Below are 14,991 nucleotides of genomic sequence, written 5' to 3'. Positions count from 1 at the left end.
GGTCAGTCTTCTCCCAGGTAGGCTTTGATCACGTCGGGATGGTTGCGCACCTGCTCCGGGGTGCCGTCGGCCAGGGGACGTCCCTGGTTGACCACATAGATATGGTCGGAGATGCCCATCACCAGCTTCATGTCGTGCTCGATAAGCAGGATGCTGACCCCCTCGTTGTCGCGCAGATCCCGGATCAGGCCGTTGAGTTCCTGGGTTTCAAAGGGATTGAGCCCAGCCGCCGGCTCGTCCAGCATCAGCAGTTGCGGACGGGCCGCCATGCAGCGGGCGATTTCCAGCCGGCGCTGCTGGCCGTAGGCCAGGTTGCCGGCGGTGCGGTTGGCAAACTCGGTCAACCGCACCTTCTCCAGCCAGTAATGGGCCCGCTCCAGCCCTTCCCGCTCCGAACGGCGAAAGGCCGGGGTCTTGAGCAGGCCGGCGAGAAAGCCGGTGTTGAGGTGGTAGTGCTGGGACACCAGCAGGTTTTCCAGTACCGTCATTTCCTTGAACAGACGCACGTGCTGGAAGGTGCGCACCATGCCGAGGCGGGCGATTTTGTGGCCCGGCATGCCCTGGATCTCCTGTCCGCGAAAATTGACGGTGCCGCCGCTCGGCCGGTAGAAGCCGGACAGGCAGTTGAACACCGTGGTCTTGCCGGCGCCGTTGGGGCCGATCACCGAGACGATCTGCCGCTCTGCCATGGCCAGCGCCACCTGATCCACGGCCACCAGGCCGCCGAAGCGCATGGTCAGGCCGGATACCTTTAACAGCTCTGTCATGATTTCAGCTCCATATGGGGTCGATGCATCGGCAGCAGGCCCTGGGGCCGCCAGATCATCATCAGCACCATCAGCAGGCCGAACAGCAGCATGCGGTACTCGTTAAACTCCCGGGTCAGCTCCGGCAATATGGTCATGACGATGGCCGCCAGCACCACCCCTATCTGCGAGCCCATGCCGCCCAGCACCACGATGGCGAGAATGATGGCCGACTCGATGAACACGAAGGACTCGGGACTGATAAAGCCCTGGCGGGCAGCGAAGAAGCTGCCGGCAAAACCGGCGAAGGCCGCCCCTATGGTGAAGGCGCTCAGCTTGATCAGGGTGGGATTGAGGCCGAGGGAGCGACAGGCGATTTCGTCCTCGCGCAGCGCCTCCCAGGCCCGGCCCAGCGGCATGCGCAGCAACCGGTTGATGATAAAGATGGTGAACACCACCAGCACCAGCGCCAGCAGATAAAGGAAGATCACCTTGTGCCCCGAGTTGTAGGCAATGCCGAAAAACTCATGGAAGAGGTTGTCGCCCCGGCGCTCGAACTCCAGCCCGAACAGGGTCGGCTTGGGAATGCCGGCGATGCCGTTGGGGCCGCCGGTCACCTCCGTCATGTTGTTGAGCAGGATGCGGATGATCTCGCCGAAACCCAGGGTGACGATGGCCAGGTAGTCGCCGCGCAGGCGCAACACCGGAAAACCGAGCAAAAAGCCGAACAGCGCCGCCATGCCGCCGGAAATCAGCAGACAGGTCCAGAAATCCAGCCCCAGGTAGGCATTGAGCAGGGCATAACTGTACGCCCCTACCGCATAGAAGCCCACATAACCCAGGTCCAGCAGGCCGGCCAGGCCAACCACCACGTTCAGCCCCAGTCCCAGCATGACATAAATCAGGGTCAGGGTGGCCAGGTCAACGGCGCCGCGGGAGCCGACGAAAGGCCAGATAATAAGGGCGCTCAGCACCAGCACGGTGACGATGCGATACAGCCAGGGCTGCTCCTCCGGCGCCGGCAGGGCGAAATGCCCCTTGCGATCCGAAAGATAGCGGAAGGGCCGGCGCCATTGGGCCTGAAACAACTGGGCCAGGAACACCAGGCCGGCACCCAGTGCCAGCCATTGCCAGGCCGCATCCAGGCGGTTGGTCACCACCAGCCGGGTGCCGGCGGTTTCCAGCCGGAAGCCGAGCAGCCAGCCGGCCAGCACCAGAAAGAGGGCGGCGGCGATAAAAGCGGGTTTGAGCTTGTTCATACCTTTTCCACCTCCGGCTTGCCGAGGATGCCGGTAGGCATGAATAACAACACGCAGATCAGCAGGCCAAAGGACACCACATCCTTGTACTCGGTGCTGAAATAAGCGCCGGTCATGGCCTCGGTTACGCCCAGCAGCAAACCGCCGAGCACGGCGCCGGGAATGCTGCCGATACCGCCCAGTACGGCGGCGGTAAAGGCCTTGAGCCCGGCCATAAAGCCGATATAGGGATTGATGACGCCATAGTAGGAGCCCAGCAGCACCCCGGCCACCGCCGCCAGGGCGGCGCCAATCACAAAGGTGAGGGCGATGATGGTGTTACTGTTGATGCCGAGCAGGTTGGCCATCTTCAGATCCTCGGCGCAGGCGCGGCAGGCACGGCCCATGCGCGAACGGGAAATGAACAGGGACAGCAGCGTCATGGACACAAAGGTCACCAGGAAGATAATGAGCTGCATATAGGACAGGGAAGCCTGGAAACTCCCCTCGCCAAAGCTCCAGCCGCCCGGGATCAGGCTGGGCATGGCAATATCGCGCGAGCCCTGGGACAGGCGCATCATGTTCTGCAGGAAAATGGACATGCCGATGGCGGAAATCAGCGCAATCAGCCGTTTACTGTTGCGCAGGGGACGGTAGGCCAGGCGTTCGATGGAATAGCCATAGACGCTGGTCAGCACCATGCTGACCAGGAAGGCCGCGGTCAACAACAGCAGGCTGCTGTCGATACCCAGCATCATCAGGCCGGTCATCACCATAAAGGCGGCGTAGGCACCGATCATGTACACCTCGCCGTGGGCGAAGTTGATCATGCCGATGATGCCGTACACCATGGTGTAGCCGATGGCGATCAGCGCATAAGTGCTGCCGATGGTCAGGCCGTTGAGCAGCTGCTGGACGAAATAGAGAATAGGCTCGGACATACAACCTTTCCTTGTCGTAAGAGCGGTCGGAAATATCGGGGTGATACCAAAGCGGGGCCGGCAGGCCCCGCTGGTGTCAGGAAGCGCCGGCTTCCCTTACAACTGGGAGGAGGAGCCGTCTTTGTGCCATTCGAATACCCCGAACTCGAAGCCCACCAGGTCACCCTTGTCGTCCCAGGACAGGGGGCCCATGACGGTATCGACCGGTGCGGAGCGCAGCGCCTCGGCCACCGCTTCCGGATCCGGACCGGCACGCTTGAGTCCTTCGGCAATGGCTTCCACCGCCGCATAGCTGGTCCAGACGAAAGGCCCGGTAGGGTCTTCGCCCTTGGCCTGGATGGCCGCCACCACGGGCGCGTTGGCCGGCTCCAGATCGTACTTCTTGGGCAGGGTCACCAGCAGTCCCTCGGAAGCCTCGCCGGCGATGGAGGTAATGTCCTTGTGGCCAACCCCTTCCGGCCCCATAAAGCGGGCCTTGAAGCCTTTCTCCGCGGATTGCCGCAGGATCAGCCCCAGTTCAGGGTGATAGCCGCCGTAATACACAAAGTCCACCTGCTCCCGCTGCAGCTTGGCAATCAGCGCCGAGAAGTCCTTGTCGCCCGAGGTGACCCCTTCGTAGGCCACCACCTCGACGCCGGCCTTTTTCAGCTCGTCGCGCACGCTCGAGGCCAGCCCTTCGCCATACTGTTTTTTGTCGTGAATGACCGCAATACGGCTGGGTTTGGCGTGATCAAGGATATAGCGTGCGGCGGTCGGGCCCTGGTCACTGTCCAGGCCGATGGTGCGCATCACGAACTCCAGGCCCCGCTCGGTAATAGTGGGGCTGGTGGCCGCCGGGGTCACCATCAGGATGCCTTCGTCATCGTAAACATCGGAGGCCGGCAGGGTGCTGTCGGAGCACAGGTGGCCCACCACGAACTGGATGCCGTCGTTGACGATACGGTTGGCCACCGCCACCGCCTGCTTGGGATCGCAGGCATCGTCGTATTCCACCGCCTCCAGGGTATAGTCGCCCAGGGCGCCGGACTGGTTGAGCATTTCCACCGCCATGCGACCACCGGTGAACTGCATGTCACCATATTGGGCGACCGGGCCGGTGACCGGGCCGGCAATGGCAATTTTTACGGTTTCGGCAGCCGCGGAAAATGCAGCGCCGTAACCCAGGGCAGCGAACACCGCCAACGCTACCGCCTTTTTATTCCTTGTGACCATGTAAATTCCCTCTATCCAGATTGGTACAACCGGAGATGATCCGGCCGAGTTTCTGTTCTAACCCTAGTCCGGAATTTGTACAAGAGAAAAATGCTTCAGATGGGGCCTCTCGCAAGACAAAAGCACAGAGTGCGCGAGCGGATCTCATCGCGCCTGCGGGCATCAGGAAAAATCGGCCTAAGCGCCCGCTCCCTCCCCCGCTCAGCCCCCGTTGGAGCAGATATCCGCCGTCCGGCGCTGGATATAAAAACACCGCCCCGGGATTACATTTGCTAATATGTGGCTTTTCCGGTGTCGAGGTTCAAGCATGGCGACCATCAAAGATGTGGCGGCAAAAGCGGGAGTGTCCATTTCCACCGTTTCACACGTACTCAACCGAACCCGCAAGGTGAGCGACGCCGCCCGAACCCGGGTAGAGCAGGCGGTGTGCGAACTCAACTATGCTCCCAACTCGGTAGCCCGCAGCCTCAAGGTCAACCACACCCGCACCATCGGCATGCTGGTCACCACCAGCGTGCATCCTTTTTTCGCCGAGGTGGTGCAGGCGGTGGAAGATCTCTGCTTCGAACTGGGTTACAGCCTGATCCTGTGCAATACCGAAAACCGGCCGGAGCGGCAGCTGATGCACCTGCGCATGCTGCTGGAGAAACGGGTGGACGGCCTGTTGGTGATCTGCACCGACACCCCGCCTTCCCTGACCGAGTTGCTGCACCAGCATCCCGAGTTGCCGCTGGTCATGCTGGACTGGAGCCGGAACAATGATTTTGCCGACATCATCCATGACAACGCCGACATCGGCGGCCATTTGGCAGGGAAATATCTGATTGAGCAAGGCCACCGCCGTTTTGCCTGCATCACCGGCCAGTTGCACAAGGGCACCAGCCGGCTGCGCCTGGACGGCTTTACCTCCGCCCTGGCCGAGGCGGGCCTGACGCTGCCGCCGGATCACATCATTGAAGGGGATTTTGAAACCGACAGCGGCTACCGGGCCATGCAGGCGCTGCTGCGCCGGCGGACGGACGCTACCGCCGTCTTCGCCTTCAGCGACACCATGGCCTTCGGTGCCCTCTGCGCCATCACCCAGGCCGGGCTCAGGGTGCCCCGGGATATCTCGGTGATCGGTTACGATGACGTCAACCTGGCACGCTTTACCAGCCCGCCCCTGACCACTATCTCCCATCCCAAACGCACCCTGGGCCGCTGGGCCCTGGAGCTGTTGCTAAAGCGGATCAAGGAAAAGGATCACCGGCCCGAGCAGCTGGAACTCCAGCCCCGGCTGGTGGTGCGGGAGTCGGTCTGCCCTCCCGGGAGCAGGGATTAGGGACTGGAAGCCTGACTCTTGGTCACAAATCCGGCTGCCTGATTTCATGTAGAGAAGGGACAACAGGGCCACCTCCACCGACACGCTGTGAATACGTCCCTGTACGCTCGCACATGCCATCCCTGGCATGTGACGGTCGGCGGAGGCGATCCCTGTTGCCCTTTCAAGCCCCGATGCCGTCTGATAGTCGAGCCAGCAGGCGACGGTGGGGGCGGCTTACTGCCAGTCCAGTATCACCTTGCCGGACTGGCCCGAGCGCATCACGTCGAAGCCCTGCTGGAAATCATCCACCTTGAAGTGATGGGTAATGATGGGCGTGAGATCCAGGCCGGACTGGATCAGGCTGGCCATCTTGTACCAGGTTTCGAACATCTCCCGGCCGTAAATGCCCTTGAGCACCAGCCCCTTGAAGATCACCTGGTTCCAGTCGATGGCCATGTCGGAGGGCGGAATACCCAGCATGGCGATTTTGCCGCCGTGGTTCATCCGGGCCAGCATGTCGCGGAAGGCCGAAGGCACACCGGACATTTCCAGGCCCACATCGAATCCTTCCGTCATACCCAGTTCGGCCATCACATCCGCCAGCTTCTCGCCGGCCACATTGACCGCCCGGGTCACCCCCATCTTGCGGGCCAACTCGAGCCGGTATTCATTGACGTCGGTGATCACCACATGGCGGGCACCCACATGGCGGGCCACGGCGGCAGCCATGATGCCGATGGGGCCGGCACCGGTAATCAGCACATCTTCCCCCACCAGATCGAAGGACAGGGCGGTGTGCACGGCGTTGCCGAAGGGGTCGAAAATGGACGCCAGATCGTCGGACACTTCATCGGGCAGCTTGAAGGCATTGAAGGCCGGGATCACCAGGTACTCGGCAAAGGCCCCCGCCCGGTTGACGCCCACGCCCACGGTGTTGCGGCACAGGTGGGTGCGGCCGGCGCGGCAGTTGCGGCAGTGGCCGCAGGTGATATGGCCTTCGCCGGATACCCGGTCGCCAATGGCGAAGCCACGGACTTCCTGGCCGATGGCCACCACCTCGCCCACGTATTCATGGCCCACCACCATGGGCACGGGAATGGTCTTTTGCGACCAGTCATCCCAGTTGTAGATATGGATATCGGTGCCGCAGATGGCGGTTTTGCGGATTTTAATCAACAGATCGTTGTGGCCCAGTTCGGGCTCGGGCACTTCGGTCATCCAGATGCCCGGTTCGGCTTTCAGTTTTGCCAGTGCTTTCATGTCAGTTATCCTCAAATCACGCCCAGATCACGACCCACTTCGGTAAAGGCCGCAATCGCCCGATCCAGCTGCTCGCGGCTGTGGGCCGCCGACATCTGGGTGCGGATACGGGCCTGGCCCTTGGGCACCACGGGGAAGGAAAAACCAATCACATAAATGCCTTTTTCGAGCAGCCTGTCGGCCATTTGCGAGGCCAGGGCGGCGTCGCCCAGCATGACGGGAATGATGGCGTGATCCCTGCCCGCCAGGGTAAAGCCGGCGGCACTCATGTTTTCCCGGAAATAGTCGCTGTTTTCCCGCACCTTGCGGCGCAGTTCATCGCCGTCCTTCAGCATGTCCAGCACCTTGATGGAAGCGGCGACGATGGCCGGTGCCACCGAGTTGGAGAACAGGTAGGGCCGGGAGCGCTGGCGCAACCAGTCGATCACTTCCTTTTTGCCCGAGGTATAACCGCCGGAGGCCCCGCCCAGGGCCTTGCCCAGAGTGCCGGTAATAATGTCTACCCGGCCCATAACGTCGCAGTATTCATGGGTGCCGCGCCCCTGCTCGCCGACAAAGCCCACCGCATGGGAATCGTCCACCATCACCAGGGCATCGTACTTGTCCGCCAGGTCGCAGATGGCCTTGAGGTTGGCGATGACGCCATCCATGGAGAACACACCGTCGGTGGCAATCAGCTTGAAGCGGGCGCCGTCGGCTACGGCCTGCTGCAGGCAGGCTTCCAGCTCGGCCATGTCGTTGTTGGCGTAGCGGTAGCGTTTGGCCTTGCACAGGCGCACACCGTCGATAATGGAGGCATGGTTCAGGGCGTCGGAGATAATGGCGTCTTCCGGACCCAGCAGCGTCTCGAACAGGCCGGCATTGGCATCGAAACAGGAGGTATAAAGGATGGTATCTTCCATGCCGAGGAAAGCGGACAATTCCGCTTCCAGCCGCTTGTGCAGATCCTGGGTACCGCAGATAAAGCGGACCGAGGCCATGCCGAAACCGTGGCTGTCCAGTCCCTGCTGGGCCGCCCGGACCAGCTCGGGATGATTGGCCAGCCCCAGGTAGTTGTTGGCGCAGAAGTTAATCACTTCCCGCTCGCCCACCTCGATGGCCGCATCCTGGGGCGACGTGATCACCCGCTCCCGCTTATACAACCCTTCGGCCTGGGTTTGGGCCAATTGCTTGCTCAGGTGAGCATAAAATGCCGTCGACATACTGAACTCCCGTTATCAATCTGGCTGACTGGGTTTAATTCAGGTCATTTTACTGCCTTGATATGCTTTTCTCATAATATATTCTGGCCAAGTGGCTTATTTGTGAAACGGATCACTGGGAGCCCGGGCCAGGGCCTGGTAATGCTCATAAAGCCGGCTCAGTTCGACCCCCTTTTCGGGATGGAAATAAGGCTTGAGCAACAACAGCACTCGGGCCACGCCCTCGTACAACACAGACGGGCTGATACGGGGCTGTAGCGACTGGGCCGATTGGTAGCTGACCCAGAAGGACACCACCAGTTTCAGGGTTTGTGCCAGCGGCTCGATTTCCTCATCGGGAATGGCCAGCACCTGCTGGCCATTCAGTTCCCTGAGCAGTCCCTGCAGGTTCACCGCCAATTCCCGCTGTACCGCCAGGTACTTTTTGTGCAGCTCAGGATCCCGGTGCAGGATGTCGTTGAGATTGGCGTAGAAGAAACGAAACTCCCACATCACATAGAAGATGGCGTCCAGATAGTGGAACCACACCGCCGGGCTGGCACTGGCCGGGCCGGTGACCGGCGTAAAGCTTTTGCGCAAATGTTCGGCATATTGCAGGAAAATGCAGTGAATAATATCGTTTTTGTTGCGAAAGTGATAATACAAGTTGCCCGGACTGATCCCCAGGTGAGCCGAGATATGGTTGGTGGTCACATTCGTCTCTCCCTGTTCGTTAAACAGCTGCAGAGCCGCGGCGACGATTTTATCCTTGGTTTTCATCCTGCTGACCAAAACGCGCTGACATAACCGAATAGTAACACAGCCCCCGCAGGTTAGTTTTCTCCCGCCGAACCGTGATAAACTTTTGCCCCAATTCACTTCGTTTTGCCGGACAGGTTCCGGCCAGCAAGAGGCAGACAGCGATGATCATTGTGACTGGCGGCGCCGGCTTTATCGGCAGCAATCTGGTAAAAACCCTGAACGACCAGGGCCGTACCGACGTGGTGGTGATCGACGATCTGACCGACGGCACCAAGTTCGTCAACCTGGTCGACCTGACCATCGCCGACTACCTGGACAAGGACGAGTTCCTGCACCGTATCGTGTCCGGCGACGAGTTCGAGGAATGGGGCGGCATAGAGGTGATCTTCCATGAAGGCGCCTGCTCCGCCACCACCGAGTGGGACGGCAAGTTCATGATGGAGAACAACTACGAGTACTCCAAGGATCTGCTGCACTACTGCCTGGAACGGGACATCCCCTTTATCTACGCTTCCTCCGCCGCCACCTATGGCGGGCGCAACGACAACTTTATCGAAGAGCCGCAATACGAGCAGCCGCTCAACGTCTACGGCTACTCCAAGCAGCTGTTCGACCAATATGTGCGCCGCCTGATGCCGGATATCCGCTCCCAGGTGGTGGGCCTCAAGTACTTCAACGTGTATGGCCCGCGCGAACAGCACAAGGGCAGCATGTCGAGCGTGGCCTTCCACCTCAACACCCAGCTGCACAAGGGCGAAAACCCCAAGCTGTTTGAAGGCTGCGACGGCTTTGGCAACGGCGGCCAGATGCGCGACTTCATCTACGTGGGCGACGTGTGCAGGGTCAACCTCTGGTTTTGGCAGAACCCCGAGGTATCCGGCATTTTCAACTGCGGCACCGGCCGCGCCGAACCCTTCCAGCACGTAGCCGAGGCGGTGATCAACTACCACGGCAAGGGCCAGATTGAATATATTCCCTTCCCGGATCACCTCAAGGGCCGCTACCAGAGCTTTACCCAGGCCGACCTCACCAAACTGCGCACCGCCGGCTACCCCCACGAGTTCAAAACCGTGGCGGAAGGCGTGGCGGAATACATGAGCTGGCTGAACCGGTAAGACTCCTCATGAATATACTGATGGCGTTGTCCCAGCTGGAAGTGACCGGGGCAGAAGTCTATGCCACTACCCTGGGCGACGAGCTGAGCCGGCGCGGGCACAGGGTGTTTTATGTTTCCGACACCCTGACCAAGCCGCACCAGGGCAGGTTCTTCCGGTTGCGCTTCAACAAGCGCAGCATTCCCCGCCGCTTCTGGCATGTGGGCTATCTGGTTTACCTGATTAAAAAGCACCGTATTCAGTTGGTGCACGCCCATAGCCGCGCCTCCAGCTGGAGCTGTTATGTGGCCTGCAAACTGACCGGCACGCCCATGATCACCTCGGTGCACGGCCGCCAGCCGGTGCACACCTCGCGCAAGAAGTTCCATGCCCTGGGCGACCGCGCCCTGGCGGTATGCGAGGCGGTGCGGGATCAACTGGTTACCGGGTTGGGAGTCAAGCCTGAGTTGATCGCCATCGGCCGAAACGGCATCGACACCCGTCATTACCAGCCCGTGCAGGCACCGGTGAATGAACGGCCGGTTGTCAGCATCGTCGGCCGGCTCACCGGCCCCAAGGGCGAGCTCTGTTACCGGTTGCTGGATCAGTGCCTGGATACCGACAGGTACCGGGTGCAGGTGGCCTCCGGCTCCGAGCTTCCCGAGCGCTTCCAGCGCTTCAAGGACAAGGTGGCGTTTCTCGGCTATGTACAGGACGTGCCTGGACTGATGGCCACTTCCAATCTGGTGATCGGCGCCGGCCGGGTGGCCATGGAGTCCATCCTGATGGGCAGGCCTACCTTCGCCATTGGCGAGGCCAGCGCCCCGGGGCTGGTGACACCCGACAATATCGATACCGCCATGGCAGGCAACTTCGGCGATATCGGGCCCAAGGACCTGGATATTAACTTTGCCGCCCTGCCCGAGCAAATAGCAGCGGCGCTGGCCTGCCAGGGCACGGCGCCCGAGGTGATGGCAAAGGTCAGGCACAACTATGATCTCGTCGCCGTGGCCGACCAACTGGAGCAGCACTACCAGAGTGTTTATGTGCACCAGCTGCGGCGGGAAGTGCCCATCATCATGTACCACCGCTTTATCCGCGACGACAGCGAAAAAGGGGTACATGGCACCTATCTGCATGTGAACATGCTGGAAAAGCACTTCAAGCTGCTTAAGCGCCTCGGCTACCGGACCCTCACCTTTGCCGATCTTGCCGAAAAAGGGTTGGCCAGCCGGCTAGAAACGGGCAAAAAATACATCATCATCACGGTGGACGACGGCTATAAGGACAACTTTGAGCTGCTGTTTCCACTGCTGAAAAAGTACGGCTTCAAGGCGGTGATCTACGCGGTGACCGGCGAAACCTTTAACCGCTGGGATGTGGAGCAGCCCGGCAACCCGGAAAAACGGGTAGAGCTGATGACACCGGAACAGATCAAGGAAATGGCCGACTCCGGGCTGGTGGAATTTGGCGGACATACCCTGACCCACCCCAAGCTGGACCGGCTGGACCGCGAACAACAACGCACCGAAATTGCCGACAACAAGGCCCAGCTGGAGCAGTTACTGGGACACAGACTCTGCTCATTCGCCTATCCCTTTGGCATTCACAATAACGACAGCAAACAACTGGCCGAAGAGCTGGGTTACCCCTTCGCCGTGGCCACCAACAGCGGCCCCCTGGCCATGCACGAAGATCTTTACCAGATCCGCCGCATCGCCATCTTTCCCCGCACCGACGTATTCGGCTTGTGGCGGAAGATTAAGGGGGATTATGTGTTCAGAAAAAATTGAGAAAAAGCATGCCTAACCACAATAATTTGCCTCATGTATACGTAATCAGTCTTCCTCGTCATCATGAAAGAAGGTCATTAATTTCCAAGCAACTTAACAGGCTTGGGTTTAATTTTGAGTTTATTGAAGGGATTGATGGTAGCAAGCTTGATAGCGAAACATTAGACAAGGTTGACCTTGAATTTTGCAAAAAAAAATTTGGGCACAGTATGAACAATTCAGAAATTGGCTGCGCATTAAGTCACATTAAAGTTTATGAAAAAATAATTGAAGAAAGATTAGAAAGTGCAATAGTCCTTGAAGATGATGCATTTTTACTATCTGTTCTTCCCGCCGTGCTAAAGTCTGCATTAAAAAAACAACCCAACTTTGAATTGCTTTATCTTTTCCACGGGAAAGCAAAAAGTTGGCCCATTAAAAACAGACTACCAGATGGCTATAGGCTGGCAAAATATAGGTACCCCAGCAACAAATCCAAGCGTTGTATTATTGGTGCTGTTGGTTATGTATTATCCCAAAGCGGCGCTAAACGTTTATTAGAGCTTGCACACCCGGTTAGAATGCCTGCCGACTATCTAACTGGTTACCTACAGTGGCATAGGTTAAATACTTATGGTATCGAGCCAAATTGTATAGATACAGGACATTTAGATACCACAATACCTGGTAGAGATTATGGTGTCCATATTGAAAATAATAAATAGATAGGAGCTATCATGAATGTACAGAAATATAATGCCAATTATTTTTCTAGAAAAGCAAAAAGGCTTGTTGGTTCGCTCATTGATTATTACGCATATAAAAGTGAAAACCACATATCACTTTACTATTTCGATAAAGAAAAAAATGTAGGCGATATTCTAAATCCATACTTGATCGAAAAGTTATTTGAAGTAAAGTGTGTTCAAAGACAAAAAGGTAAATCGTCCAACCTTCTTGCTATTGGCAGTGTAATGCACGAAGCAAAAATAACGAGCTATATTTGGGGTTCAGGATTCATAAGTACAACTGATCTCCCCAAGAGATTGGACTCTAAGAAAATTAGAGCACTCAGAGGAAAAGAATCTGTAAGAATACTAGGTGAAAAATACAACATTAACCTAGGAGACATTCCACTTGGTGATCCTGGCATCCTTATGCCTTTAGTTTACCAAACTCACAAAGAAAAAAAATACAAGATTGGCATAGTTCCACATTATGTAGACAAAGACAAAATACCTGAAAGCGTATCTCTAGATGAAAACATAAGGATCATTGATGTACAACAAGATCCTGAGGGATTTGTAAATGATCTTATGGAGTGCTCTAATATACTTTCCTCTTCACTGCATGGATTAATTCTTTCTGACGCATATGATATACCAAATAAATGGATTGTTTTATCAGATCGTCTGGTTGGTGGTGAGTTTAAATTTCATGATTATTATTCAACTACAGAGAAACCTGATGAAAAAAGCTTTACAATAACGACAGATGATGAACTAGTTAGATTAATAGAGGACATTGACAGTTATGCTAATGTAAAGAGATTCAATTTTTCAAAAGAAGACTTATTAAATGCATTCCCAAAGGGAGAGTTATAAAAGTTAGAGAAAACAATCAAAAACAGAAATAGTATTCGATATATAAAAAATAAAATATAATTAATTAATTAAAAACGACTTATTAAAATGATTATTATAGATGAAAGTTTGTTAATTGGCGAGGGTGCTGAAAGGCATTGTTATGTTCATCCTAAAGACTCGGGGTTATGTATAAAGATAACTAAAAAAGATATAAAAGGAAGGTTGGAACAAAGCATAGTGGAACATGACTATTTTTATAAATTAAAAAAGAGAAATATAAAATTATCACACCTACCAAAATGTTATGGTTGGATAGATACAAATATGGGTGATGGACTCGTTTATGAGAGGGTTTTTAGTTATAAAAATAAAAATGTGAGCTTAACTTTAAAGGAAGCATTTAGAAGGAAATTGGTAGATATAAATGAGACCAACCATTTATTAAATGAGCTTTATGACTTTATATCTAAAAACAATATTACCATCTCAGATTTAAGCATGAGTAATTTAGTAATAAAACTTGATGGGAAAAGAAAATTATACTTAGTTGATGGTGTTGGGGGTAGGAATTTTGATTACAAATATAAAATAAGGAATATATTGCCAATACCTTTCTATTCGAAAGTAAAACTAAAGCAGCAACAACGAGAAATAAATAAATGGCTTAATATCGAAGCTAGAAATCTGTAAAATGCTAAATTATAAAATAAAGATCAACCTAGATGTTGATCTTTATTTAAAACGAAAATTAAAAATCATGATTTAAAAATATCATCAAACACTTCAGACGCGCTATAGAAATCAATATTGTTTATATTTGCAAGCTTATTTTCATATTTTGAAGAAAAAAGGACGAATGCTTTATCAGAATTAGGATGCCATTCTGAAAAATTTTCTTTATCAGGGTTATAAATCCCCAACAATGGTTTATTAAGCCCACTTGCAATATGTACAATAGCAGTATCAACAGAAATTACCAAAGCAGACAAACGAACAATTTCTATAGCATCCTGAATGGTTTCACTGACTTGTACAGTGAATACTCTATCTGCTCCCAGCTCATAACACCATTTCTCAACCTCTACCTTGGTATCAGGCGTCGACATCAAACAAACTTTCCATGCCGGTTTATATTTAACTATCAGTTCAACCAACCTAGAAACACTCTCGAAATTCAGACGCCGACTGCTACCACTGCCGTATGGATTAAATGCAACAACCGATTCTTCAGGCCATACCTTCTGTATAAGCTGATGACGTCCACTATCTTCCGGGATAATATACTGACAGTTCAGAGCATTAACTCCCAGCAGATTCAATGCATAAGCAAATTTATAGGAAAAATGCCTGCCTGCTGTGGCCTTGCCGAGTTTATGGTTAATCAGCGTAAGCTCGTCATCCAGCCCCATGACATTATCGGCATCAAGGCAACGCAGAAAATAGATATCCTTCATCTTAAGTTGTTTGCCAAGATGAATAACCAGATCCACCGAACCTGTTTCGAGTGCCAGTGTTTTCAGCTCACCATAGCTCGGTCGCTTCTTGCAGCAGATAACATGATCAACACCAAAATGCTCCCGGTACAGCGATGCCATGTGAGGAGCTGTGATCACATCGATACGGATATCCGGCCGGGCACGGCGCAACTCCCGAAAGAAAAACGAGGAGACGATGGAATCGCCGATCTTGGCATCCCAGCGCACCAGCAGCAGGCGTTTCACTTGGCCGAGATCGCCTCCCCGACTGGCGCGATCAAACAGTAATTTGCCAAATTTACGCCGCAACTGATCCCTGAATAGCTGTGCACGGGAGATGAATCGTCTAAACACTACGCGTTACCATGGAGTGGGCTGGATGCAGATTGTATAATCTCGGGTCATCAAATACAAAATACTG

14 protein-coding genes are annotated in these 14,991 nt (G+C 54.9%); 6 read left to right on the top strand and 8 right to left on the bottom strand.

The genetic code is table 11. The annotated features are described in order from the left end of the window. Positions 1-2: 2 nt before the first annotated feature. The 4 genes from livG to C7I36_RS09040 form a co-directional block, all read right to left on the bottom strand. A complete protein-coding gene (gene livG, locus C7I36_RS09055) occupies positions 3-767 on the bottom strand; it encodes a high-affinity branched-chain amino acid ABC transporter ATP-binding protein LivG (protein ID WP_106453394.1) in 765 nt (254 codons plus the stop codon). Continuing rightward, positions 764-2,005: a high-affinity branched-chain amino acid ABC transporter permease LivM gene (locus C7I36_RS09050; RefSeq protein WP_106453393.1), complete on the bottom strand. Its 1,242-nt coding sequence runs from the start codon at positions 2,003-2,005 to the stop codon at positions 764-766. Before C7I36_RS09050 ends, livG begins: the two co-directional genes overlap by 4 nt. Beyond that, on the bottom strand, positions 2,002-2,925 hold the full coding sequence (livH, locus tag C7I36_RS09045) for a high-affinity branched-chain amino acid ABC transporter permease LivH (RefSeq protein WP_106453392.1): 924 nt from the start codon (positions 2,923-2,925) through the stop codon (positions 2,002-2,004). Before livH ends, C7I36_RS09050 begins: the two co-directional genes overlap by 4 nt. Positions 2,926-3,021: 96 nt before the next feature. Further along, entirely contained in the window at positions 3,022-4,137 is a 1,116-nt protein-coding gene (locus tag C7I36_RS09040) for a branched-chain amino acid ABC transporter substrate-binding protein (protein ID WP_106453391.1), read from the bottom strand. A 307-nt stretch (positions 4,138-4,444) separates the two neighbouring features. On the opposite strand from C7I36_RS09040, the gene C7I36_RS09035 reads away from it, so the two are divergent. Next, complete coding sequence (locus C7I36_RS09035) at positions 4,445-5,458, top strand: substrate-binding domain-containing protein (protein ID WP_106453390.1); 1,014 nt, start codon at positions 4,445-4,447, stop codon at positions 5,456-5,458. A gap of 216 nt (positions 5,459-5,674) precedes the next feature. Here C7I36_RS09035 and tdh read toward each other — a convergent pair whose 3' ends face one another. The 3 genes from tdh to C7I36_RS09020 all read right to left on the bottom strand — a co-directional run bounded on the left by tdh (position 5,675) and on the right by C7I36_RS09020 (position 8,661). After that, complete coding sequence (gene tdh / locus C7I36_RS09030) at positions 5,675-6,700, bottom strand: L-threonine 3-dehydrogenase (protein WP_106453389.1); 1,026 nt, start codon at positions 6,698-6,700, stop codon at positions 5,675-5,677. 11 nt (positions 6,701-6,711) lie between these two features. Beyond that, entirely contained in the window at positions 6,712-7,902 is a 1,191-nt protein-coding gene (locus C7I36_RS09025; protein ID WP_106453388.1) for a glycine C-acetyltransferase, read from the bottom strand. Between the two features lie 96 nt (positions 7,903-7,998). Then, a complete protein-coding gene (locus C7I36_RS09020) occupies positions 7,999-8,661 on the bottom strand; it encodes a TetR/AcrR family transcriptional regulator (RefSeq protein WP_106453387.1) in 663 nt (220 codons plus the stop codon). A gap of 143 nt (positions 8,662-8,804) precedes the next feature. Between C7I36_RS09020 and rfaD the strand changes: the two genes are divergently transcribed. The 5 genes from rfaD (at position 8,805) to C7I36_RS09000 (ending at position 13,785) form a co-directional block, all read left to right on the top strand. Next, positions 8,805-9,758 carry an ADP-glyceromanno-heptose 6-epimerase gene (gene rfaD / locus C7I36_RS09015; RefSeq protein ID WP_106453386.1) on the top strand — a complete coding sequence of 318 codons (954 nt, stop codon included), beginning with the start codon at positions 8,805-8,807 and terminating at the stop codon, positions 9,756-9,758. Between the two features lie 8 nt (positions 9,759-9,766). After that, positions 9,767-11,530: a bifunctional glycosyltransferase family 4 protein/polysaccharide deacetylase gene (locus C7I36_RS09010; RefSeq protein ID WP_106453385.1), complete on the top strand. Its 1,764-nt coding sequence runs from the start codon at positions 9,767-9,769 to the stop codon at positions 11,528-11,530. A gap of 8 nt (positions 11,531-11,538) precedes the next feature. Beyond that, a complete protein-coding gene (locus C7I36_RS09005; protein ID WP_106453384.1) occupies positions 11,539-12,234 on the top strand; it encodes a glycosyltransferase family 25 protein in 696 nt (231 codons plus the stop codon). Positions 12,235-12,246: 12 nt separating this feature from the next. Beyond that, complete coding sequence (locus tag C7I36_RS17275; RefSeq protein WP_146137324.1) at positions 12,247-13,113, top strand: polysaccharide pyruvyl transferase family protein; 867 nt, start codon at positions 12,247-12,249, stop codon at positions 13,111-13,113. A gap of 87 nt (positions 13,114-13,200) precedes the next feature. After that, on the top strand, positions 13,201-13,785 hold the full coding sequence (locus C7I36_RS09000) for a YrbL family protein (protein WP_106453383.1): 585 nt from the start codon (positions 13,201-13,203) through the stop codon (positions 13,783-13,785). A 65-nt stretch (positions 13,786-13,850) separates the two neighbouring features. Here the strand turns inward: C7I36_RS09000 and C7I36_RS08995 are convergent, their stop codons facing one another. Further along, positions 13,851-14,924 (bottom strand): glycosyltransferase family 9 protein, encoded by a 1,074-nt coding sequence (locus C7I36_RS08995; protein ID WP_106453382.1) that lies wholly within the window; start codon positions 14,922-14,924, stop codon positions 13,851-13,853. Positions 14,925-14,991: the final 67 nt, after the last annotated feature.

It is taken from the genome of Zobellella taiwanensis, assembly GCF_003012795.1.
GTDB classification, from domain to species: Bacteria; Pseudomonadota; Gammaproteobacteria; order Enterobacterales; family Aeromonadaceae; genus Oceanimonas; species Oceanimonas taiwanensis.
This window is presented reverse-complemented; position numbering and strand designations above follow the sequence as displayed.